The organism is Tenacibaculum sp. Ill (assembly GCF_051938915.1).
Taxonomy (GTDB): Bacteria; Bacteroidota; Bacteroidia; order Flavobacteriales; family Flavobacteriaceae; genus Polaribacter; species Polaribacter larymnensis.
Genome location: NZ_JBPSCW010000002.1, coordinates 1,101,570 through 1,125,485 on the forward strand (window position 1 = coordinate 1,101,570; position 23,916 = coordinate 1,125,485).

The window sequence follows — 23,916 nt, forward strand, 5'->3', positions numbered from 1 at the left end:
AATTTATTGATTTTATAAATCAGACTACAACGAATAGAAAAAGATGCATTTTTAATTTACTTTTTCTCCGTTTATATAGGTTGCTAAAACCTTTGTATTTGGAATTTCTTTTCCGTCAATCGTCATGATATCTTTATCTAAGATGATAAAATCAGCTACCTTACCAACTTCGATACTTCCTTTTTCTTTTTCTTCAAAGTTTGCATAAGCGTTCCAAATGGTCATTCCTTTTAAAGCATTTTCTCTAGATAAAGAGTTTTCCATTTGATAACCTTTTTCAGGATATCCTTTTAAATCTTTTCTGATGGTTGCTGCATAAAATGTATATAATGGACTTACGTGTTCAATAGGAAAGTCAGTTCCTAAGGCAACTTTTCCGTATTCTTTTAATAAGTCATTATAAGCATAAGTTCCTTTAATTCTATCTGATCCTACACGGTCTTCTGCCCAATACATATCTGAAGTAGCATGCGTTGGTTGAATAGATGGAAGCACATTTTTAAATAGATTAAAGTCTTTTGTATCTACTATTTGAGCGTGCTCAATACGCCAACGTCTATCATTTTTGTTTTTCAATACTTCATTATAAGTTTTTAGCATTATATAATTTGCAGAGTCGCCAATAGCGTGTGTGTTCATTTGGTATTCAGAAGCGGCAATTCTTTTAGCTACTTTTTGTAAGTTTTCGTACGAATTAACCAAAGCACCAAAATGTCCTTTTTTATCGGAATATTCGTCTTTAAGAGCAGCTCCTCGTGAACCTAATGCGCCATCAGCATATACTTTTACAGAACGAACATTTAATCGATCTGTTTTAATGATTCCTTTATTAAGATAATAATCAAGATTTTTTTGATTGTTAGAGATCATTGCATATACACGCATTTTTAAATCGCCAGATTGTTGTAAACTATCAATTAGTTCAATAACCTCTTTGTTTAACCCTGCATCGTCAACTGTGGTTAATCCTAAATCAAAACAGATTTTTTCAGCATCTTTTAACGCTTGAATCTGCTCTCTTTTCGATGGTTTCGGATTATTGATAAAGTTCATTGCATTATCAATAAGCACTCCAGTTAATTTTCCATCTTTTTTTATAAATTCACCACCATCAATTTTTGATTCAGTAGTAATTCCTGCTAAATTAATTGCAGCTTGGTTTACTAACATTGCGTGGCCATCAATTCTACGAATAGCTACAGGTATATTAGGAAATATGCTGTCTAGTTTTTCTTTGGTAGGGAATTCTTTTACTTCCCAATCGTTTTGATCCCAACCACGCCCAGTTATGTAAGTAGTGTTCTTTTCTTTTTGAAAATCAACTAAACGTTGAAGTACTTCGTCATAACTTTCTGTTCCAACTAAATCGGCTTTTTGTTGTTGTAATCCTAACCCGTAAAAATGACAGTGTGCATCGATAAATCCAGGGTAGACAGGTTTGTTTTTTGCATCGATAAGATTCGTTGCGGTGTATTTTTCTTGTATTTCTTTGTTGGTTCCTAGAGCCACAAATTTCCCGTTTTTTACAGCAAAACTTTCTGTTGTATCAAAATTAGAGTTTACGGTATAAGCTTGAGCATTAATAACAATAGTATCTACTTTTTCTTGCGGTTTGCAAGAGAATAATAAACTGAAAGCAAGTAGAGGGAGCAGTGTTTTTTTCATGGTAATATTACTTTATTAAGTATGGATATTCAAATGTATTTAAACTTAAACAAAAAAAGGAAAACTAAAACTAGTTTTCCTTTTAATACATAACAGAAAAAAGTTCCTATTTACTAACGGCTTCTAAAGCAGCGTCAAAAGCAGGATCAATATAAGTTGTTGTTAATTCATCTACTTGTTCTTGTGTAGGGATAGTCTTAACATCTGGAGCAACACCAATAGCTTCAACAATTTTTCCTTCGCTATTTTTAAATGCCATTAAAGGCATGTAAAACTCTAAATAGCCATTACTTAATCTATTACCTCCGTTAAAAGAATCTTGGCCTCCTAAACCAGCAGTACCACCACCACTATTATCTCCAACGATTGTTACATGATCTCCTTGAGATTTGATCATCATAGTACTGATTTCTGACATACTAAAAGAGTTTTCATCAATTAAAACTGCCGTAGGAACATTTTGTTCAAGGGCAAATTTGTGAGGTTTTGTTTCTACTGGCGTCCATGGACCGTAATTAAAACGGCCATTTCCTTCTTTAGTTCTTTGATATCCCCAAACTTTTTGTTGAGTTATAAATCTTTCAGTGAAAATACGGGCATCAATTACATATCCACCACCGTTACCACGTAAATCTAAAATTATTTTTTTTGCTTTACCATTTGTTATAGGGTTGTATAATTTTCTATAAAGATCAAAGTTGTAATTAGAGGTGATAGAATTTAACAGTACATCAAATTCATCGGTGAAAGTAAAACCGAAAAAAGAAACAGTACTAGCAAAACTAGAAACTTTTTGATAAGTAGCTATACGTTTGTCATAAATTCCATAAAGTATACTAACAGCTTCTTTTTGTGCTTCAGTTGTAGTTGGAGCATTATAATAAGCACCTAATGTAGGTAGTACAGTTGAATGTTTAATTGAAAATTCGTTTTTAGCAACTTGAGTAAAATTAGCTAAAGGAGTTAAACTATTTTCAAAATCATCAATTAACTCAGTGTTTTTAAAATTATCAATAGCTCCAATGTAAGTTTTGTACTCGTTAGAGTTAATTATTGTACTTATTAGCGTTTTATAAGAGTTTAAATTCTCTTTCATTAAAGCTTCAAACTCAGTACCAGCTTCGTTATCTAATTTTTTCAAGTCATCAAAATACGATTGATTTATACCGTCAATATCGCTAATGTCTTCTAATAAAGGGAATGCTCCTTCTATTATGGCAGTTGGGTAAACCTCAAAACCGGTTAACTGAATATACATTGTTTCAGGATCACTTTTTAAGAAACCAGCTAAAATAGGACCTTCTTGAACAATAGTAGTAGGATCTAGCTTGTCATTAGCCATAACGAAGCTTACTTCGCCTTTGTTAACTTTTGGATTTCTTTGATTTCTTCCAAAGCTAACAAAACCGTCTTCTTCAGTGTATTTATATTTCATGTTACTAGAAAAACCAGCTGATACAGAAGCGCTTCTACCTGGTAGTTTAACACTTGGTAAAGGAATTGTAACACTTAAACCAAAATGTTGATCTAAAACTTTTCCTGTAATAATTTCAGCAAAATATTTAAAGGCTAAGTTGGCTTCTTTTTCAGCTTCAATAGGGCTAACATCAGCTCTATTGAAAGTTGTTAACTTTTTAAATTTTGGACTGTATTTTTTGTATACGTTGTCCCAACTTTCTTCTTGTTCATTAAAGTAGTTATAGTCGTTATTCATTGTATCCCAAAAAGCATTGAAAAGATCAGAATAACTAGCTACATCAGTTCTGTCTAACTCAGCTACTTCTAAAGCATCTTCTCTACAAGATTGAAGAGTTTGTAATGATAGAACTACTATAAATATTTGTAATATGTATTTAAGTTTTTTCATAATAATTTAGTTTTTAAAAGTTGTAAGATATTCCTATACCATAATTAGAGGTGGTATAATAGTAGTTAGAAGTTTTTCTTAATTGTTCTTTTTGGTTGTCAGACAAACCATACATAAAAGAGTACTCAACAAAAAGACTTAAGTTTTTGTAAAAGTTATAGCCTAATCTGGTTTCAGCTTGTAAGCCATAGTCTACTCTGTTAAAGTGATTTTCATTTTTATCAAAATCGTAAGTTTCAGTTACTGTTTTTTTAGGGAAACCATCAAGGTCAAGTTCTCCAAAAACTTCAACTGTACTTTCTCTTTTAAGAGAGTTCCACCAACCTACATAAGTTCCTGCAAAAACTTCAAAGTTAAATTTGGTGTCTTTTAAAGCTTGATGTAGTGGTTGTATTCCTACCATTACCGGAATGTTGAAATATCTCGACTTATGAAGAGTAGAAACACCTTCACGAGTTCCTGTTCTTTGAAACCTATAGTTTTTATTAAGGTAGGTTAATCCTGTTTGTATACTAATGTGTTTATATACTTTAAAGTTGAATCCAGCTTTAAAGTAGTTTCCATCCTCATCTACATACTCGGTATCTACTCTGTTACTTGCACTATAAGTAATATCATTATTGTTTAATCCCCCTGAAAAGCTTACTCTAAATTTATTTTGGGCTGATAGAGAAGAGTTGATTAATAAGGCAACAAAAAGAAGTAAGACTACTTTAGGGGTAAAAGAAGATTTTCTCCCATGAGTTTTTTTATTTTTCATGCGTGTTATGTTAAAATTAATAAATAATAAAAGGTATCCTAATATGGATATAGCGTAATTTTTTCTAGAATAAAATTGCGGTACTAAAACAGGTGAATGTTTAAAAACCCTAATGTTTTATTTTAATTAATGTTAAAAAGAGGTGAATTTTTTGTTTTTTTTATGTAAAAAATGAGAAAATAATATTTGCTACTGGTTTGGTTTGTAGTATTGTAGGTTATTGTGTGTTTTTATGATTGATTTTTTAAAATATTTTTATTTTTTTTAAGATTATAGAGGTTGATATGGGGGGTAAAATGAAAAGCTACATTTAAAACTAAGTTTTAAATGTAGCTTTTAGTATGATTTCGCTTTTGGAAAATTATAATCTCCTTAATTAAGGAGTATTAATGTGTATAAATTAAATATGCGATGTACAATAATAAAAATTGAAGAGGTACTCTAATAATGGCTATTTTTTTAGATCCAATTGCAGGTTTATCTCTGAAAACATCCCAAATGTGTATTGGTAAAAAAATCAACATTAGTATAAACATTGCTAGAGCTGCCTGTTTTGTAGTTTGATTAATTAATAATCCAATACCAATAGCTAGCTCTAATAAGCCAGCTATATAATTTACAACTAATTTGGGAAGGAAATTAGGTATAAATCGATTGAAAATTTTAGGCTTTATAAAGTGCATAATTCCTGCAAAAGCAAAAAATATTCCGAATATAATCCTTAATGTAATTATTAGGGGGGGCATGAATTAAGGTTTTAATGTCTCTTTGTTGTATAAGTATTTATCCATTAAATACACAATGCTAGCCATAGATGCACTACCTAATTCTAATTCACGTTTATTTACTTTGTCAAATGTATCAGTAGCAGCATGATGATAGTCGAAATAGCGTTGTGAGTCTGGACGATAGCCTACCAAGGTAACATGGTCGTCTTTTAAAGGCCCGATGTCTGCACCTCCGCCTCCAGCAGTAATATCGTGTAAACCGTAAGGAGCTAATAATTTTTTCCAACTTTGTACAAGTTGTAAGTTTCTTTCATTGGCATCGATAGAAAAACCTCTAGGGGTGTGCCCGCCTGCATCAGATTCTAAAGCTCCAATATGTAATTCGTTATTTTCCTTAGCTAAACGAGCATATTCAGTTGCACCACGTAAACCATTTTCTTCATTCATGAAAAATACAATACGGATTGTGTTTTTTGGTTGAATATTGTTCTTTTTTAATAGATATGCTACTTCTAAAGATTGTACAATCCCTGTTCCGTCATCATGAGCACCGTCACCTAAGTCCCAAGAATCTAAATGTCCACCAATTACCATAATTTTATTAGGATATTCACTTCCTTTAATTTCTCCTACGACATTATGTGAAGGGGCATCAGGTAAGTTTTTACAACTTTGTTTAAAGTAAAATTGTAAGGTTGGGTCTTCTTTTAAATGCTTGCTTAAATTTTCTGCAGCACGAGAACTAATTGCAGCAGCAGGAATATATTCTTCTTCAGGAATATCCCCATAGCCCATAGAACCTGTGTGCGGATAATCATCGATTCCGTTAGTCATAGATCGTACGATAACTCCTTTAGCTCCAAATTTACCAACTATAGCGGCTCCTCCATAACGCTGTCCTACACAACCACCATAAGCTTGGAAGGTATTGATGAGTGTATTGTCAAAAGCACCATTAAAAAACACAATTTTTCCATTGGCTTTATCTCCTAGTTTTTTAGCTTCCTCTATGTTTTTTACTTCAATAATCTCTGCAGTAACTCCTTCATTTGGGGTTGCAATAGAGCCTCCTAAAGCACAGATAGGAACATTAATTTCCTCTCCTTTAAATTTGTAGTTGGCTACTTCTTTTTCTCCACGAACCCAATGTGGTACCATTACAGGTTGTAACCAAACAGAGTCTAAACCAACTTCTTTCATTAGCTTTTCTCCCCAGATAACAGACTTAGCTGCTCCTTCTGATCCTGATAAACGACTTCCAATGTTTTGTGTTAAATCGCGTAACCATTCGTATGATTTACCTTCGGTAAGTGCTGTGCTAAATAGTTTTTTTATTTGTGTAGAATCTTGTTGGTAGTTTACTTCAGTATAGTTTTTCGAAGTAGTTGTCGCCTGTTTTTGTTCTGTTTTACAAGTAACAAAAGCAATACTTGTAAATAATAAAAAGGTTAGTTTTTTCATTTAGGGTATTAGTTTTTAACACCCTAAATGTAAGTTTTATATTTTAATTCTTAGAATAACGTATCAAACTTCCAGGTTAAACCTCCCATTGCCTGAAATCCTTGTACATTAAAGTTATTGAATCGTTGGTAGCTGTTGTTTAGAACATTATTTAAGTTTAAGAAAACTGAGAACGAATCGTCAAAATGATATCCACCATTAAAATTCACATCAAAATAACTTTTCAAATCTGTAGAAGTAAAAGTATCGGCAGGTAAAACATCATAGGCTCTTCCTTTACGGCTTCCAACAAAGTATAAGTTAGCGCCTGCAAACCATTTGTTGGTTTTATAAGTTCCGAAGATTTCACCTTTTATTTCAGGAGTATTCCAAGCTTCTGTTTCATTGGTTAAGGTAAATTTATTGAACTGAGCATTAGCTCCAATAGTAAGGTTTTTAATACCATCAAAGGCAACTTCACCAAAGAAGGTCATCAGTTTAATATTGTCATAGACAACTTTAAAAGAGTTCCCGTATTCATATCCATAGAATGTAAATCCGTTAGTTCCAGCAATGTTATCACCCTCTGATTTTGATTGATTCAAAACAAAAAATGGATTATTTTCAATATCAGCATAACTTACCTTTGCATTATAACTAAATTGATGGTTTAGTTTACCTCTAATCCCTCCAAAAGCATCAAACTTTTTATTAGTTTGTCTCATGTCAAGAGTAGGAGACAAGTATGGGTTGTCATCTGTAAAAGATTGATACATGTTTGTGGTTAAATCACCAGATGCTCCAACAAATAAATTTGCTAGTTCTTTAACGATAGGATATGAAATCTCTACATCAGGATAGATGAAAAAGTTGTTTTCGCTATTTTCTGTATCCATTGAAAAGTAACTTTTTGCTCCTAATTGAATAGCTAAATCTTGTACATTGAATTTGTAAGTTGGATGCACTCCAAGTGTAATGAAGTTATAATCTATAGGAGTAATTGCATCATAAGCATAGGCATAAGAGCCTCCTAAGTAGTTAACCGTTGTGTTTACATACAAATCGTTTAATTGGCGATGAAAATTATCTAAAGGAAAACGAAATTGTGCATTACCATCAACTAAAAATTCAGCAGTTTCAAATGAGTCAGAGAAAAAAGCGATTGATCCATTAGCTTCATCTAAAAAAGAATCATCGGGCTTTATTTGACCAAATATTTTTATATGATTGTAACTTTGGGCTTCTTCAATAGCACTTAAAGTAGCTTCGGTAAATGTAATGTTTGTAGGTAAACCGTACCAGTTATATTTATCTTTTTCAGCATCTAAACCTGCAGACCATTGAAAATAACGTTCTTGTTGAGTGTAGTTTAAGTTTAAGTCAATATTATAAAAAGTACTACTTAATTCAGTGTTTGCTACGGGATCAGATGATAATAAGAATTTTAAATGAGCCCCCAATTCGCTATTGTAGCTTTCGCTACGTCTTACATAGGCTTCTAAAAAAGGTGAAAGTACGTTTCCAAACCCAACCGATACGTAGTTAGGGTATAGCTTTTCTCTTTTTCCTAAATCTACTTTTTTCATTGTTCCACTTTTAGGAATAAAAGTAGAAGCAACAGGAACTGAAAATATTTGGTATTCTAAAGCTTTTTTCTGAGTTTCTTTTGTGTGTTCAATTACTGGTTTTTGTTTTATTTTAAAGGCATCAGTTATCTTTGGAACATATGAAGTTACAACATTTACAACTTCTGTTTTTATAATAGTGTCTTTAGCTTTATTAGTGACGTTTTTTTCTTGTGCATTTGTATATGCTACTACAAATAAAACAAGTAAACTTAAGTGCTTTTTCATCGATCTAGTCATTTAACTTTCGTTTGTTATTAACAAATTTTAGTTTTGGGTAGTTACTGATTCGTTTGTTTTTGCTTCTTTATTCTTAATAGTACGAAGCTCGTTTTTTGCTTCTTCAATAACATCTTTATACTGTGTAAAGTTTTTGATGATATTTTCCAAGATATATGTTGCTTGATACGCATCTTTTAAGGCATAATAATTTTTTGCCATAATTATATAGCTTTTTACTCCCCAGTATTTGTATGATGAATAATTGGCAATTAAATCTTGTACAGCTTTGGTAGAAGCTTCATATTCTTTATTCTCATGTAAAAAGAAAGCATTGTAGTATAAACATTCAGCTTTCAGTTCGCCAGTAGCTTTTTTACTAGCTTCGTTAAAATATTCTTCTGCAGTTAAAAAGTCATTATTTTTAAACGAAGAGCGAGCTAAAATGATTTTAGCATCTTCAGCAATGTTCGTGTCTACCTTTCCTTTAACTAATACTTTTTCAGCATAGGCAATAGCATTCGTATAATCTTCTTTTTTGTAATATCCTTTCATTAAATTACTTTGAGCAAAAATGATGTTTTGCGGATAGTTAGCTTCTTTTTCTAATTGTTGAAGTACTAAAATACCGTTGTTCCAATCTTCTTTTTGTAAATAGATATTAGCTAACTTGGTTAAAGATTCTTCTGTAAACTCACTTTTAGTTTGCTTGTTTACATAAGTATAATGAGGAATAGCTTTATCGAATAGCTTAGAGTTGTTATAGGCTTGTGCTAAGTAAAAATGAGCTTTTAAAGCATTAATTCCGTTAGGGAATTGCTGTAAATATTTATTAAAGCCTTCAATAGCTTTATTGTTGTTGTTTTCTAAGAATTTGTTTTCAGCAGATTGATAAGTTGCATTATCTAGTTCAGCATTGGTAACATTGGCAAAACTTACATTTTTAACCCAAGCAGCATATTCATCAACTTTACCTATATCAATATATACGTTTTTAACATTACTTACTGCTTGTTTTGCTTCGTTTGAATTTGGGTGTTTCGCAACGACTTCTTTGTACTTTTCAATGGCTTTTCTATTATTGTCGTTACTATAGTATAATAACCCTTGACGTAACAATACGTTTGGAACGTAGTTGCTTTTTGGGTGATTAGTTAGTAGACTTTCATAAGTTTTTTGAGCTTTTGAAGCATTGTTCATAGTTGTATAAGTTGTTGCTAATTGGAATAAAGCGTCGTCTTTTAACTGAGAACCATCATAATCACTAATTAGGGTTTGAAGGTTTTGAACTTTTACATCGTTTTTACCTAAGAAACCATTACTCATAGCTGTTTGATATTGTGCATAATCTGATCCTACACCACCTTCTTGAATTACTTTATTGTATGCTTTAATAGCGTTTGTATAACTTTTTGAGGCGTAAAAAGAGTCTCCTAAACGATTTGAAGCATCATCATTCAAATCGTTATCATCAAGATTCTGTTCTAAAAATTGCTGAAAATATTTTGCAGCATTAGGGTAGCTTTTTAGTTTAAAGTTTGTGTATCCAATTTGGTAATTTAACATTTTAGCCTCTTTAATATCTTTATCAGTAACGGATAAGAAGTGTTTAAGAGCGTCTTGATAATTCCCTAAAGAATATTCAGTTTCAGCTAACCAATATGCCCCTTTATTACTCACAGTCATGTTTTCTGATTGTGTTGCATTTATAAAGTATGGTTTTGCTTTGGTTATCTTGTTTTCATTGTATAACTGAATACCTCTGTATAAAGAAACTTCATTTATAATACTTTTACTTTCTGGAGTTTCTGAAGTACTTAAAAAGTCCAAAGCACCTTGATAGTCTCTCTGGTGTAAGTATGAAGTAACTAACAAATTGCTAATTTCAGCAGCGTTAGGAGATGTAGGGTATTTAGCTAAAAATCCTTTTAAAACATCTGGAACACTTTCATATGGGTTTCCTTCTTCATAACTCAATTTAGCATAATTTAAAGAAGAACTTTGTGTAATTAGAGTATCAAAATCCATTTCGCTAGCATTTTTAAATGCGTTTAATGCTTCCGTTTTTTTATCTAATTCTAAATAACATTCTCCTAAATGGTAATAAGCATTTTGTGCTACTTTGTTATTTCCACTAATAATTTTATTGAAATTACTAACAGCTGTTTCGTAATCTTTTTGTTGATAATAAGCATAACCTAAATAATAGTAATCGGTGTTTGTCCAACGACCATTTTTACCTTTATAGGCTTTTAAGTATGGAATAGCTTTTTCATATTTTTTAAGGTTGAAATAACTTTCCCCTACAATTTTAGAAATTTCTGAAATCTCTTTTTTGTCCTTTGTAGTTTTTAATAATTGTTCTCCAATTTGAATTGATTTATCGAATCGCCCAGCTTTAAAACTAATATCTAAAATGTAATAGTTTGCTTTAGCTTGGTAGGTAGCATCGTTTGCTAGTTGACTTAAATTGTCTTCTGCTTCTCCAAAGTTTTCTTGTTTGTAGGCAATATAACCGTAGTAATAACGAGCATCGTTACCATAAATAGGATTTCCTAACAAGGCTTGAAAACGAGACTTGGCATCTCTTAGATAATTAGAAACTAAAAGTGCATATCCCATTTTATAATTGAGCTCATTTTTTTCTTCTGGACTCAATAGTTCTTCATTTACTTTTTGATACCATTTTAGAGCATGGGCCGCTTTTCTATTAGCAAAATAATAATTACCAACATTTAAAAAAGCCTTCTCTTTTTTATTGTTATAAGGGTAATTTTCAACAAATTGATTAACTCTGTAGTCAGCATCATCTTGTTGTAATTTAATAGCGCACATAGCATCGTAATAGTCTGCATCAGCTTTTAAATTATGATGTTTTTCAGAATTTATTGAAACTTCACGAAAAACTTCTTGAGAAGCAGCGTATGCTTTATTATTGTATAAACGTATTGCTTTATGAAAATCGGCATTTACATCAGTATTTATAGCCGATTCTTGTGCTATTACTGCTGTTGTAAAGGTTAAAAAAAGAAATAAGTAGCAGCTTTTTTTGAAACAGTTAAATCTCATATTTTTTAGTTATCTAGAAACTATAACGTTAGTTTTTTATTTTTGTTGGGAGACTTTTTATCAAAAGTAAGAAATGTTACAGAATTACGTTATAAAATTTTAGATTTGTAAAAAACTATACTCCATGGAAAATCCTGTTTTACACCTTGAAAATGCAGATATTTATCAACAAGACAATTTAGTGTTGTCAAAAGTAAATTTTACCTTGAATAAAGGGGACTTTTATTATTTAATTGGTAAAACTGGGAGTGGGAAAAGTAGTTTGTTAAAAACCTTGTATGGAGATTTACGTTTGCAACGTGGTTTGGGTAGTATAGTTGATTTTGATTTGAAGCAAATGAAGGAGAAGGATATTCCTTTTTTAAGAAGGAAGCTTGGAATTGTTTTTCAGGATTTTAAATTATTAAATGATAGAAATGTTTTTGAGAATTTAGAGTTTGTATTAAAGGCTACTGGTTGGAAAGACAAAAATGAAATGAAAGATAAAATTCATGAGGTTTTAGATAAGGTAGGAATGAAGGAGAAGTACTATAAAAAAACTTTTGAGTTATCAGGAGGTGAGCAACAACGTGTAGCAATTGCTAGAGCGTTATTAAATGATCCTGAATTGATTTTAGCAGATGAGCCAACTGGGAACTTGGATCCAAAAACTTCACTAGAGGTAATGGAGTTATTGAATGAAATTCACCAAAGTGGAAAGACAATTTTAATGGCTACACACGATTACCAATTAATTGTGAAATTTAAACAAAAGGTGATTAAATGTGAGGGAGGGGAATTGTTTGAAGTAGTACAGCAAGCTGTATAGTATATAAAAAACAAACCCACTTCAAGAATGAAGTGGGAAAATTGCTATGAAAAACTATGAAAAGAAACACTACTAATGCTTCTCTACTATAAAGACGTTTATATTAGCAAAATCTTACACGGTTATCGGAATTTTAACAAAAGTTTATAAAAAAATCCTGAGTAATAAGACTACTCAGGATTTTTATAATATACAGTGTTAACTTCTTAGAAAGTTAAAGCAGTATTGTTGTTTTTAACAGCTTCAGCTGAAGAAGTTAAAGCAGCTTTTTCTTCTTCGCTTAAGTTGATTTCAACGATTTTTTCAATTCCGTTTCTTCCTAATACAACAGGAACTCCGATGCATAAGTCAGATAAACCATATTCTCCTTCTAATAAAGCAGAACAAGGGTAGATTTTCTTTTGGTCACAAGCAATTGCTTGTACTAAACCAGATACAGCAGCACCTGGAGCATACCAAGCAGAAGTACCTAATAATCCAGTTAAAGTAGCACCACCAACTTTAGTATCTTGTTTTACTTGTTCTAATCTTTCTTCTGATAAGAATTCAGATACAGGAACAGAGTTACGAGTAGCTAAACGAGTTAAAGGCACCATTCCTTTGTCAGAGTGACCACCAATAACCATTCCGTCAACATCGGAAATAGGAGCTTCTAAAGCTTCTGCTAAACGGTACTTAAAACGAGCAGAGTCTAAAGCACCACCCATTCCAATAATTCTGTTTTTAGGTAATCCAGTTGCTTTGTGCACTAAATATGTCATTGTATCCATTGGGTTAGATACTACGATGATAATTGTATTAGGAGATTGTTCAACTAAACTAGCAGCTACTGATTTTACGATACCAGCATTGATTCCTAATAATTCATCACGAGACATTCCTGGTTTACGAGCGATTCCTGAAGTAATTACACAAATGTCTGACCCAGCAGTTTTGCTATAATCTCCTGTTGTTCCTGTAATTTTAGTGTCAAAACCATTTAAAGAAGCTGTTTGCATTAAGTCCATTGCTTTACCTTCAGCAAAACCTTCTTTAATATCTACCAGTACAACATCTGATGCGAAGTTTTTAATAGCAATATACTCTGCACAACTTGCACCTACAGCACCTGCTCCTACAACTGTTACTTTCATTTTTTTATATTTTTAATTGTGATGATTAATTCTTACCTCAAAAATAAGAAAAAAACAAAAAAGAGCACTGTTAATCAGCGCTCTTTTTGTTTCTTTTTTTAAAAAACTATTTAAAAATTTTAACTTGATTTTTTCTTGAATAATAAATCATATCTGTAGCAAAATCAACATCGTAAACTGGTTTATTATTCTCTAAGACTATTTTATCAATTTCTTTTCCTGTCTCTTTATTTACTTTTACAAGTAACTTAGATTTGTTTTCACCTTTCGCAAAAATCAAAGCGTATTTATTGGTTTCTTGCATAGCATTGAATCGATCATTAAGAAAACTTCCTGTAACACCTGAAGCAATATAACCTGCTTCTCCAATTGCTTTTGTTCTTTCACCAAATAAAGCTGAAGTATTAGAATTTTTCACAGAGTTACCTTTAGAATCTTTATACTCAGTCGTTACAGTAACTTCAGCAGTAGCTGTAGCTGAAGCTACCTGCGCTGCTTGAGATAATCCTTTAAATATTTTTCGACCAAGCTCTCCTGGTTGAGAATACTTCTTGTGAAATAAGAGCTTTCCACTAAAATCAACTCCTACAACCTCACTTTGCCCAGAAATAGAAATGTTATTAGGGAAAAGAATCATGCTAGAAATTGTCTTTTCACTCTTAAGCTTTAACTTAGAGAAAGGCTTTGGTCTTTTAGTTGAATTTTCATTAAACTTATATAGTTCTTCATCATTAAAAACAATAAAATTTCCGCTTTTTGCATCATAATCCGCAAATGTTGGTCTTTTTTCATTAAGTTTTAAATTCTTACTCCAAACTTTTTTTCCTGTCTTATAATCAACCATGTTAGCATAAGTAGAGGTAACATATAATATTCTATTATTATTTGTTTTTTCTAAGAAGAAAATCGGGTCATCATCGTTATCTGATATAGTAACATCCCCTCTCCATAGTTTTTCACCGTCTTTGTTTATAAGCATCATTTCATCATCATATACGTAAAGAAAATCACCATCAATAGGAATTACAGATTTAATACCCTTTCCTTTCGGATCCTTTTTCCACAACTTTTTCCCAGTATTATAATCATAAAAATTAAAACCTTTATAGTGTGCTAAAAGCATTTTATCTTGCCAATCTTCAAACAATATTAAGAATTTAGTGCTTAAAGGTTTTTTCCATATTTTATTCCCTGTAGGAACATCATAAAGTTCAATTTCATTTTTAAAACCCAAAAAGCCTTTTTTCTTAATGGTTATCAGTTTATTACCGTCTAAAGAGTTCTTATAATCAAGAATATTCTTTTCTTCAGACTTCCATAATAGCTTACCTGTTGATTTATCTAAAGTATAGAACTTAGTTTTTATTAATGCAAAAACCTTATCTTTTGTATACGTAAATTTATCCTTAAATACAGTTCCACTTAATTTTAAAAGAGAATTAAAAAATTCAAAAAATTGATCAGAGACAGCAGTTTTCCATGCAAATTCTTTATCAGAAAGCAAATATTTAGCTACTATTAATTTGTTTTCACTAATACCATATAACAATAAAGCATTTTCATCAAATAAATACTTAGATTGAAAATATCTTTCCAAACTTGGAGGGTTAAAGATAAGCTCACCATTAAAACTATTATAAACATATAGTTTATTAGAGTGAAATAATTGAATAAAAGGGGTGTCTTCAATATATGCAAATTCTCTTTCACCTGGAAACAAAGAACCTAAAACATCAACGTTAATATCCCCATCCATTGAACTAACGTCTAAAACAACACTATTATTTTTTTGTTTTTTTGCAGACCATATTATTTCTTCTTTAGTAGGGTCATAGCCGTGTACATTATCTCCTTCAGAAATAACACTAATACCATTAAAAGGCACTACTAACAAATCTTTTACTTTATTCTCAAAATTTAGTGTTTTTGATGCATCACGTTGTGAAAAAGTGGCAAATGACACTGTAGTTATTAATAAGGTTAGAAACCTCTTCAAGTTAAACATTTTCTATAATTTTTATTGTTAATTTTTTTACTAAATTTTATCTAAAGCTAAAAGCAATACCAGCATTAACAGAGTTATATTCTTGTAAGGTATAACTTCCGAAGATTTTAAAGAAACCTAAACTTAAACGAGCACCCAAAGTAGTGTTAAAACTTCCAGAACTAGAGCTAAGAGATAGTGGGTTTGTTCCAAGATTCTCTCTTTCTGTACCTAAAGGCGTAGAATAGTTCGCGTAAAAACTATCTCCTCTCATGTCTAAGCTTGTGTTACCTCCGTTATATCCAACACCTCCATAAATATTGATAATAGGAAAGTTTAAAGAAGCTATAGCTTGAACAGTATATGAATTTAATCTAAATTCTGTAACAGCATTTCTAGCTTCAATGTCTCCATTTACATCACCAATAGTATAATCTACATTCATATTTGTGTAGGCGGCTAATAAAGAAACATGTAAAGGAGTCTTGTCCATTGGACCGAACCAATCTGTGATTTCTTTTTTAACACCAATACCAAATAATCCTCCTTTTACATCGTCTGAACCTACTTTAGGAGAATATCTAAGCATTGCTTCAAATTTAAAAGGAAGCCCTAGTCCTACCTGAACAGATGGTGCGGGTACAGCATTTGCTGGTAAGTCTTCTTTAATACCTTCAGGCATAGTAAAGTTGGCTTCAACTTGTTGTCCATCTATAGTAGTTGTGTATGTTAATTCAGCAGGAGTTATTGAGTTACTTCCGGCAACTGTAGCTGTAGTGTTTTGGTTATACGTAGTGTTGTTAGATAGTCCTATTTTCGTTAGATTAAACATTTCATCCTCAGAAGGGATAAAAGATGCATTTGCTCCTATAGAAATGTCAAAACCAAATTTTTTATGAACTTTAGCAGTGTGATACCAACCATTGTTCATGCTATAAATAAAACCTTTCATGGCAGGATCTAAATAAGCATTTGTTAATTTGCTAGCATCTTCTTTTGCTAATAAAATAGTTTCTAACTCTTGAGCTTTAACACTAAAGTTTACTATTAAAGTTAAAAGTGGTAAAAGAATTTTTTTCATAATCATGAGGGTGTTGTTTTTAAGCGGTAAAAATATAAAATAAAAAAAAGCTCAATAATATTATTGAGCTTTTTTAAAGTTAAGAAAATATTTTATGCATCAATATTAGCATATTTTGCGTTCTTTTCTATAAAATCTCTACGTGGAGGAACTTCATCTCCCATTAACATAGAGAAAATTCTATCTGCTTCTGTTAAGTTGTCAATAGTAACTTGTCGTAATGTTCTAAACTCAGGGTTCATGGTAGTGTCCCATAATTGTTCTGCATTCATCTCTCCAAGACCTTTATAACGTTGAATAGTTACTGATCCACCCATTTTTTGAGCTATTAAATCACGTTGATTGTCATCCCATGCATACTCACGTTTTTGTCCTTTTTTAACTAAATATAAAGGAGGGGTGGCAATGTAAATATATCCTTGTTCAACCATTTCACGCATGTAACGGAAGAAGAATGTTAAAATTAAAGTAGCAATGTGAGAACCATCAACATCGGCATCACACATAATAACTACTTTATGGTAACGTAACTTAGATAAGTTTAACTCGCGAGGATCGTCTTCTGTTCCAATAGTAACTCCTAATGCGGTAAACATGTTTTTGATTTCTTCGTTTTCGAAAACTTTGTGTTGCATTGCTTTCTCTACATTTAAGATTTTACCTCTTAAAGGAAGAATTGCTTGAAAGTTACGATCACGCCCTTGTTTTGCAGTACCACCTGCCGAGTCACCCTCTACAAGGAAGATTTCACATTCTTTAGGGTCAGTTTCTGAACAGTCAGATAATTTACCAGGTAAACCACCAATACTCATTACTGTTTTACGTTGCACCATTTCACGAGCTTTACGTGCTGCATGACGTGCTTGTGCTGCTAAGATTACCTTTTGAACAATGGTTTTAGCGTCATTAGGGTTTTCCTCTAAGTAGTCTGTTAACATTTCAGAAACTGCTTGTGATACAGCAGCACTTACTTCACGGTTACCTAACTTTGTTTTTGTTTGACCTTCGAATTGAGGTTCTGCTACTTTTACGGAAACAATTGCAGTAAGTCCTTCACGGAAATCATCACCAGCTATTTCGAATTTTACATTTTTAAGTAAACCAGACTCATCAGCATACTTTTTTAATGTATGTGTTAAACCACGGCGGAAACCTGATAAGTGTGTACCTCCTTCGTGTGTGTTAATGTTGTTTACGTATGAATGTAAGTTCTCAGCATATGAATCATTATAAACCATTGCAACTTCTACAGGGATGCCGTTTTTTTCACCTTCCATAGAAATTACATCTTGAATAATCTGAGTTCTTGTCCCATCTAAGAACTTAACAAATTCAGATAAACCTTCTTCAGAGTGAAATGTTTCAACAATATCATTACCTTCATCATCTTTATTACGTTTGTCTGTCAACGTAATAGTAATACCTTTGTTTAAGTATGCTAACTCACGCATACGAGTAGCTAAGGTATCGTAGTTGTATTCGGTAGTTTGTTGGAAGATTGATCTGTCTGGTAAAAAAGTAACAATGGTTCCTGTAAAATCAGTATCACCAATAGTTTTTACTGGGTATAAAGTCTTTCCTCGTTCGTACTCTTGTTGCCAAATTTTCCCTTCTTTGTGTACGGTTGCAGTTAAATGGTCAGAAAGTGCATTAACACAAGAAACCCCAACACCGTGTAATCCTCCAGAAACTTTATAAGAGTCTTTGTCGAATTTACCACCAGCACCAATTTTGGTCATTACTACTTGTAGTGCAGAAACTCCTTCTTTTTTGTGGATTCCTACAGGAATACCACGTCCGTTATCTTTTACGGTGATTGAGTTGTCTTCATTGATGTCTACAGATATTTCATCACAGTGACCTGCTAAAGCTTCATCAATAGAGTTATCTACAACTTCGTATACTAAATGGTGTAAACCACGCACTCCAACATCTCCAATATACATGGAAGGACGCATACGTACATGCTCCATTCCTTCTAGTGCCTGAATACTATCGGCAGAATAATTATGTTTTTTTTCTTCGCTCATTATAAAGAGAGTTAAATTAAAATCTTTATCATAAAAAAATCGCTCGAAAGCGACTATTGTATCATACAAATTTACAATTTTTAAACCTTAAAATAAAGTTTTTAAGAGGTTTTTGCTAGGATTTATCAACATTGCTTTGAAAAATAAAAAGCTCTTAAAAAGGCTAAAAACCTCCTTAAATTAATTTTTAGAGAAAACGGAGTAACTGTAGTAAATTTTTCTTTAGTAAAGTAGCTTACAGGTCTTTAAAAGCGTTTTTGTTAGCGGTAAGTTATGAAGTTGTTTATTTAGTGTTAAAAAAATACATTTATATATGTATTTTATTTGGTTATGTTTTTTTTATGTAAAAAATTAACATTTTTTAAGTTTTTTATTGTGTTTTTTGTTAATATTGAATCTAGTATTAATAAATTTAAAATTTTTTAAAAATGAAAAACCCCCGAATTTTATTAGGAGCATTGCTTGTTTCAATGCTGTTTATGAACTGTAACAATTCAGAAGAGTTAATCGGAAACTCTGAGAATATTGTTCAAGAAGAGTTATCAAATTCAGTAAACAAGAAAGAAATTACAATGCAGTTTATTGATTTGATGAAAAATCAAAGCTTTAAAGAAAAGACTCTTGAATTGTTGAATAATCAACAACCAAGTGTAGGTATGGCTAAAATTTTAGAACAGACTTCTGATTTTGTAAGTAATGAAGAATCGTATAAAAAACTAAGGTCTAAAACAACGATGTTGGAAGGTAGGGCATCTAAAGAAGTTGCTCCAGAAAAGATAGAGATTTTAGAAGTTTGGATGCACAATGGAGAAAGGATAGAAAATTTTTCTAATGTGTTGTTTTCCTTTGCTCCAGAAGGAGAAGAGGAAACTTGGAAAAGAGTTGAAGCTTATACGATAGATAAAGAAGTAGTTTATCTTGATCCAAAAGAAGCTCCTAGTCAAACAGTTATAGTTATTGAAACTGATGGTTTTGAAACTTTAAAAAGAGAGGTGATTTATATGAATAAGTACCTTCAAGAAAATGGAGTTCAAAATAACAGATTTTCAAACTCTTCATTAGATTTAAGTGCTAAATCTGCTAGAAATGTAGGGTTAGAAACTACAAAACTAGATAAAATAAGATTAAATGACGATGAAGAGCCATGGATTAGTGGTGCTGCTGAGGTATATGCAGTAACATCAGGGATTAAAGATGATCAAAATAATCCAGAAATAAAGGTAATACCTATGTATTATTTAGATCATGATGACACTGATTATTATCCAAATCAAATATTATTGTTTTGGGATGATTATCAATATCAAGCTGCAAATATTCAGCTGTTTGAAAAAGATGATAACACAAATTATAAAGATTTAGTTTCTGCTATTGTAAATGGAGTTTTTCAAATTATAGGAGCAGTTTCAACCCAGCCTTGGGTTAGTGTTTTAGGCCAAGTTGCAGGAGCTATACTTCAAGCCATGCCAGATAGTTGGTATACTAATAATGATGATTATGTAGATTCATTTTATACAATTGAAAAAAATAAGAGTTACTATAATTATTATGGTGCTAGAAGAAATGCTAAGGTAAACTTATCTCCTTTTTATGTTGCGCCAAATTAAAAAGTAAAGGATAAGTAAATGAAAGAGCATTCTGAATTTTCAGGGTGCTTTTTTTATTTTAAAATGTTTTGATTATGATAGTTGTATGTTGTGAGGAAAACCTAGAGAGTTTTTTTGTTTTGAAAGCTCTTTTGGAGACATGCCAAACTTTTTCTTAAAACAATTAGAAAAGTAAGAGTTGCTGTTAAAGCCTACATCTGTCGAAATTTGGCCTATAGCAGATGAACTCATTGTTATAGAGTCTATAGATTTTAAGAGTCTAAATTCTTTCAGTAGTTGGTTAATAGATTTTCCAGTAATGTCTTTACAGTTTCTGTACAGTTTAGTTTTAGACATCATCATTAAATTACAAATGTCACAAACTTTAAATTTTGGTTTATGATAGTTTTTTGAAAGTATTTCTATTAATGCTAATATAAAGGATTCTTTTTCGGGTGTTAGCCAGTAGATTTTTTTTAAGTTAGAAAGTGAAGGATGCATGTTTGTTGTTTTTGAAGAAACAATAAGTTGTTCTTTCTTTTTTATAAGGTAGAGTAGCTTTGTAAGCTTAGGAATTGTTTGAGTAAAGGTAGTTTCTTTATTATTGTGTAATGATGTGTATAAAATGATTTTAGTGGAAGTGTTATCTGCTCTTTTATTTAGTTTATCTAATATAGAAACAGTGCAGCCTAAAGCGTTTTTAAAAGAGTGAAATGAAGCTGTAACGTATTCATTGTCCTCTATTTGATTCCCTTTGTAAGAGGTGATTAAGTTTTGAATAATAGATTTTTTAAATGATATGGACTCAAGGGCTTTTGCTTTGTTTAGTAAGAATGTTTTTTTATTGAATGTTTTAGCTAAAAAAATAACTGAATGTTTTTTGGGAGGGTAGAATGACCTAGATTGTATTGCTTTAAGTTGCTGTACACTCTTTAAGAAAGCATAAACTAAATGGTTGTTAACTGAGGTAATTTTGTAGGGACGTAAATTAATAGATTTATAGTATAGTTTTTGTATTGACCTTTTATCAGAAGCTTTTATAAGGTAAAAAACACTATTTTTTTTACGGTCAATCCAACAGTTAATACATCTTTTAAGAAGAGTTTGTTGAAGTTTGGAATAAAAAGCAATAGCTAAGTCAATAGCAGTGTTGTTATTCGTTATATGTTGAATCAAATAAACCGACATATGTAAAGTTAATAAATAGTAACTTGAAAAGTTACTAGCTTTAAAGGAAAGAAGGAAAATCCCAAATAAAAGGGGAAAAACACTAAAAAAAAGCATTTTACAATTTAGTAAAATACTTTTTTATGTCGTTATAAAGGAAACTTATTTCTTAATGAATATTACCATCATAATCTAATTTTAAATTTTTTCGTTTTCCGTCTTTTCTAATTTGAACTTTAAATACTTTTTTTGATTTACTGTTGTTTCTGTAGGTAACAAGGTAAACATCTTTGTGTATTATCCAGCCAGGGTACTTGTTTAAAATAGCTGTTCTCACTACTTTAGGTAGTAGTATGTTCTTATAACGTTCAATAGAACTCATAATTTTACCATTAGAGTCGTAAGTAGCTGTTATTTGTCCAGTTGTTCCTCCTTCTTTTTTTGTTCTGAAAATAACTTCATAAGCTTCAAACTCTCTATCAAAAATAGGATCTTCTGTAATGTCATATCTAGCGGCTTCATTTTCTAGATTTTTGACTAGTTCAGGTGTGTCCTTGTGTTGAACTTCGTTAAGATAGCTTAGGTTTAAAGGTTTAATGGTAACGGGCTCTAAAATAATATTTTTAGCGACTCCATTACTTTGGGAATGTACCAGGCTGGTTAGACCTAGGAAAAGTAAACCAAATACAAATTTCTTCATAATACTAAGTTTTAGTGGTTGTTAAATAAAAGGAGGAGTATGAGTAATAATTCGGTTTTGAGGAAGAACAAAATTACTGTCAAAAAAATAAAAGTGTTATCAAAATTGTTCTTATTACTATAAAAAATGATTCAGAGAATTTAGTTTAACAAAGTTTTAAGTTTTTGTATAAAAAAATCCCGCTAAAGCGAGATTTTAATCACAACTAAAATTTGAAAAAAAACTAAGAATTTTTCTTAGTATGCGTCTTCATGTACAGCTTTTATAGCTCTACCTGAGGGTTCGTTTTGGTTTTGAAAACTTTTATCCCAAGCTAATGCAGTAGGTGTGCTACATGCAATTGAAGGAACAGACGGTACTGTTAAAGCAGCTGTTTCACTAGGGAAATGTTCTTCAAATATTGAACGATAATAATACTCTTCTTTTGCTCTTGGTGTTTGGATGGGAAAACGATGTGAGGCATTTACCATCATTTCATCAGTAACAGCAGCTTCTACAACTTCTTTTAGAGTATCAATCCAGTTGTATCCAACACCATCAGAGAACTGTTCTTTTTGTCTCCAAGCCACTTCTTCAGGTAAGTAGCTTTCAAAAGCTTTACGCAATACCCATTTTTCCATACGTTCACCGTTAATCATCTTGTCTTCTGGATTAATACGCATTGCAACATCCATAAATTCTTTATCTAAAAACGGTACGCGACCTTCAATTCCCCAAGCCATCAAACTTTTATTTGCACGTAAACAATCGTATTGATATAGTTTGTCTAATTTGCGTACAGTTTCTTTGTGAAATTCTTCTGAGTTTGGAGCTTTATGGAAGTATAAGTACCCTCCAAAAAGTTCATCAGCACCTTCACCAGATAGTACCATTTTTATTCCCATAGATTTAATAACACGTGCCATTAAATACATAGGGGTAGATGCACGAACTGTAGTTATATCGTAGGTTTCCAAGTTGTAAATTACATCACGAATGGCATCTAAACCTTCTTGAATGGTAAAAGTGATTTCATGATGAATAGTGTCAATATATTCAGATACTTTTTTAGCAGCAGCTAAATCAGGAGACCCTTCTAAACCAATAGAGAAAGAGTGTAGTTGTGGATACCAAGCAGCATCTTTATCACCAGATTCTACACGTTTAGCCGCATATTTTTTAGCAATAGCTGAGGTAATAGAAGAATCTAATCCTCCAGATAATAAAACTCCGTAAGGTACATCACTCATTAATTGACGGTGAACAGCAGCTTCTAAAGCATCACGTACTTCATCAATGGAAGTTTGGTTGTCTTGTACAGCTTCGTATTCCATCCAGTCGCGAGAGTACCATTGTTGTAATCCATCTTCACGTGTATAATAATGTCCAGGAGGAAATACTTCAATTTTGTTACAAACTCCTTCTAAAGCTTTTAATTCAGAAGCAACATAAAAAGTTCCATGTTTATCCCATCCCATATATAGTGGAATGATACCCATGTGGTCACGAGCTACTAGATATTCGTCGGTTATAGAATCGTATACAGCAAAACCAAAAATTCCGTTCAAATCATCTAAAAACTCCATACCTTTTTCTTTATAAAGTGCAAGAATCACCTCACAGTCAGATTTTGTTAAGAACTCATGTTGTTCTTTAAGTTGTTTTCTTATTTCTTTATGATTGTATATTTCTCCATTAGCAGCTAAAACAAATCTACGGTCATGGCTAAATAGAGGCTGTTGTCCAGAGGCAGGGTCAACAATTGCTAATCGCTCATGTGCCATAATTGTCTTCTCATCACTATAAATCCCGCTCCAATCTGGACCTCTATGGCGAATTTTTTTAGCCATTTCTAATAATTGAGGTCTCAGTTTATCTGAAGGTTGTTTTAAATCAAACGCACATACAATTCCACACATAATAATAATTTTTAATTCTATTCTTTTTGGTTTATTTCTGGTACAAATAACAGAGGAATGTTTTTTAATTGTAATGTAAAAATTAAATATAATTATAAATTAAAACTATAAATATTGTTTTTGTATTAAAGTGAAACTTGTTGTTAGCTGTTTGCT

General features: G+C 31.6%; 16 protein-coding genes. 2 read left to right on the forward strand and 14 right to left on the reverse strand.

Translation table 11 applies throughout. The annotated features are described in order from the left end of the window. Window positions 1-51: 51 nt before the first annotated feature. The 7 genes from ACTPNM_RS05255 to ACTPNM_RS05285 form a co-directional block, all read right to left on the reverse strand. On the reverse strand, window positions 52-1,665 hold the full coding sequence (locus tag ACTPNM_RS05255; RefSeq protein ID WP_440120898.1) for an amidohydrolase: 1,614 nt from the start codon (window positions 1,663-1,665) through the stop codon (window positions 52-54). 106 nt (window positions 1,666-1,771) lie between these two features. Then, window positions 1,772-3,532 (reverse strand): S41 family peptidase, encoded by a 1,761-nt coding sequence (locus ACTPNM_RS05260; RefSeq protein WP_440120899.1) that lies wholly within the window; start codon window positions 3,530-3,532, stop codon window positions 1,772-1,774. A gap of 13 nt (window positions 3,533-3,545) precedes the next feature. After that, a complete protein-coding gene (locus ACTPNM_RS05265; RefSeq protein ID WP_415269204.1) occupies window positions 3,546-4,292 on the reverse strand; it encodes an outer membrane beta-barrel protein in 747 nt (248 codons plus the stop codon). Window positions 4,293-4,678: 386 nt separating this feature from the next. Next, window positions 4,679-5,038: a DoxX family protein gene (locus ACTPNM_RS05270; protein WP_440120900.1), complete on the reverse strand. Its 360-nt coding sequence runs from the start codon at window positions 5,036-5,038 to the stop codon at window positions 4,679-4,681. Between the two features lie 3 nt (window positions 5,039-5,041). Continuing rightward, window positions 5,042-6,481 (reverse strand): M20/M25/M40 family metallo-hydrolase, encoded by a 1,440-nt coding sequence (locus ACTPNM_RS05275; protein ID WP_440120901.1) that lies wholly within the window; start codon window positions 6,479-6,481, stop codon window positions 5,042-5,044. A gap of 50 nt (window positions 6,482-6,531) precedes the next feature. Beyond that, on the reverse strand, window positions 6,532-8,313 hold the full coding sequence (locus ACTPNM_RS05280) for a hypothetical protein (RefSeq protein ID WP_440120902.1): 1,782 nt from the start codon (window positions 8,311-8,313) through the stop codon (window positions 6,532-6,534). Window positions 8,314-8,352: 39 nt separating this feature from the next. Next, the gene (locus tag ACTPNM_RS05285) at window positions 8,353-11,373 is read right to left on the reverse strand and encodes a tetratricopeptide repeat protein (RefSeq protein ID WP_440120903.1); all 3,021 of its coding nucleotides are present in this window, start codon (window positions 11,371-11,373) and stop codon (window positions 8,353-8,355) included. Between the two features lie 124 nt (window positions 11,374-11,497). On the opposite strand from ACTPNM_RS05285, the gene ACTPNM_RS05290 reads away from it, so the two are divergent. Beyond that, a complete protein-coding gene (locus ACTPNM_RS05290; protein ID WP_274639249.1) occupies window positions 11,498-12,181 on the forward strand; it encodes a cell division ATP-binding protein FtsE in 684 nt (227 codons plus the stop codon). A 206-nt stretch (window positions 12,182-12,387) separates the two neighbouring features. Here ACTPNM_RS05290 and mdh read toward each other — a convergent pair whose 3' ends face one another. From mdh to gyrB, 4 genes are all read right to left on the reverse strand, one after another. Next, window positions 12,388-13,314, reverse strand: coding sequence for a malate dehydrogenase (mdh, locus tag ACTPNM_RS05295; protein ID WP_440120904.1), 927 nt, complete (start codon window positions 13,312-13,314; stop codon window positions 12,388-12,390). Between the two features lie 106 nt (window positions 13,315-13,420). Further along, complete coding sequence (locus tag ACTPNM_RS05300; protein ID WP_440120905.1) at window positions 13,421-15,319, reverse strand: PQQ-binding-like beta-propeller repeat protein; 1,899 nt, start codon at window positions 15,317-15,319, stop codon at window positions 13,421-13,423. Between the two features lie 37 nt (window positions 15,320-15,356). After that, a complete protein-coding gene (locus ACTPNM_RS05305) occupies window positions 15,357-16,379 on the reverse strand; it encodes a DUF6588 family protein (RefSeq protein WP_440120906.1) in 1,023 nt (340 codons plus the stop codon). 92 nt (window positions 16,380-16,471) lie between these two features. Continuing rightward, window positions 16,472-18,409 carry a DNA topoisomerase (ATP-hydrolyzing) subunit B gene (gyrB, locus tag ACTPNM_RS05310; RefSeq protein ID WP_440120907.1) on the reverse strand — a complete coding sequence of 646 codons (1,938 nt, stop codon included), beginning with the start codon at window positions 18,407-18,409 and terminating at the stop codon, window positions 16,472-16,474. 428 nt (window positions 18,410-18,837) lie between these two features. Between gyrB and ACTPNM_RS05315 the strand changes: the two genes are divergently transcribed. After that, window positions 18,838-20,016: a DUF3103 family protein gene (locus tag ACTPNM_RS05315; protein ID WP_440120908.1), complete on the forward strand. Its 1,179-nt coding sequence runs from the start codon at window positions 18,838-18,840 to the stop codon at window positions 20,014-20,016. Between the two features lie 72 nt (window positions 20,017-20,088). On the opposite strand, the gene ACTPNM_RS05320 is transcribed toward ACTPNM_RS05315, so the two are convergent. From ACTPNM_RS05320 to asnB, 3 genes are all read right to left on the reverse strand, one after another. Further along, on the reverse strand, window positions 20,089-21,183 hold the full coding sequence (locus ACTPNM_RS05320; protein WP_440120909.1) for a helix-turn-helix domain-containing protein: 1,095 nt from the start codon (window positions 21,181-21,183) through the stop codon (window positions 20,089-20,091). Window positions 21,184-21,331: 148 nt separating this feature from the next. Continuing rightward, entirely contained in the window at window positions 21,332-21,862 is a 531-nt protein-coding gene (locus ACTPNM_RS05325; RefSeq protein WP_440120910.1) for a hypothetical protein, read from the reverse strand. Window positions 21,863-22,098: 236 nt separating this feature from the next. Then, complete coding sequence (asnB, locus tag ACTPNM_RS05330) at window positions 22,099-23,760, reverse strand: asparagine synthase B (protein WP_440120911.1); 1,662 nt, start codon at window positions 23,758-23,760, stop codon at window positions 22,099-22,101. Window positions 23,761-23,916: the final 156 nt, after the last annotated feature.